The organism is Alteromonas sp. G5_S2_22_S1 (assembly GCF_054968525.1).
On record NZ_JBQKUJ010000049.1, the window covers coordinates 1 to 1,035 of the forward strand.

A 1,035-nucleotide genomic window follows, 5' to 3' on the forward strand; every position below is an offset into this window, starting at 1 on the left:
CAGATGACTCAGTATCGCGGAGTTGAAGTAGATGATCGCGTTGGCAAGCAATCTTGCACATTCATTCCAGATAGCGATTTCACTCTCGTTTTTGCCTCGGAACTGATCGCCATTCACCGACGCAATAGCCCGTCTCAGGAAGTGCCACGCTTCTCCCCGGTTAAGGGCACGCTGAACGTACTGCCGCAAACTGGCATTGTCTATGTAATCCAGTAAATATTGCGCTTTGACCAGTCGATTATACTCCGTCAGCGCCTGTAATGTCGGGTGCCCCGAAGGATAACCAGACAACTTTCTTACCAGCATTGCCTGTGTCGTTCGCTTTGTCTGAAGTGACAGAACAATGCGCCTAATATCCTGCCATCCCGTTTCGATGACATTCGTCCTGATGGGCTTTTTCAGGGCAAGGTTGGTGCCGCCGTGTTCATTTTCAGTTACGTCAAACAGATCATTGATGACACTACTGAACTGCGCGTATCGCGGTGCAAAACTGTAACCGCATAGATCCAGTAAGGCGAAGTTAACATGATTGACACCGTGTGTATCTGTCGAGAGTACGTCAGGTTTGATTTCACTGCTGTTGGATTGTAACAGGTCATAAATATAGTGTGATTCGTGCTCGTTGGAACCGATGATCCGAGCATTGAGGGCGCTGTGGTTGGCCACCAGTGTCATGGCCGTGATCCCTTTGTTGGTGCCGAAATACTTAGAGGAGTACCGGGTTTTAAAGGTTTCCAGATGGGTTTCGAATTTCTGACCATCCGCACTGGCATGCAGCTGGTCCTCCTGAATATGGTAGTGGCGGAAGATGGGTAGCGCTGCAACCGCATTATTGATCACGTCGCTGGCGTCATGCAGCGTTTCAGGCCGGATATAGTTGGCCTGCACCGTACTCAGGTGTTCATAGCTTCGATCGGAGATCTGCGCCATGCCATACACACCACGGTGAGTGGCGTTGGCAATCAGAATGGCCAGTAAATCATCCTGATGAGTGAACCCTTGTTTTTGTATCGGAAGTACATGAGTCAGACATTT

Annotated in this window: 1 protein-coding gene; it reads right to left on the bottom strand. The window is 49.6% G+C overall.

Annotation, left to right across the window (positions count from 1 at the left end):
* A partial coding sequence (locus ACTRWF_RS19625; RefSeq protein WP_462836103.1) for a Tn3 family transposase occupies positions 1–1,035 on the bottom strand: 1,035 nt, incomplete at both ends.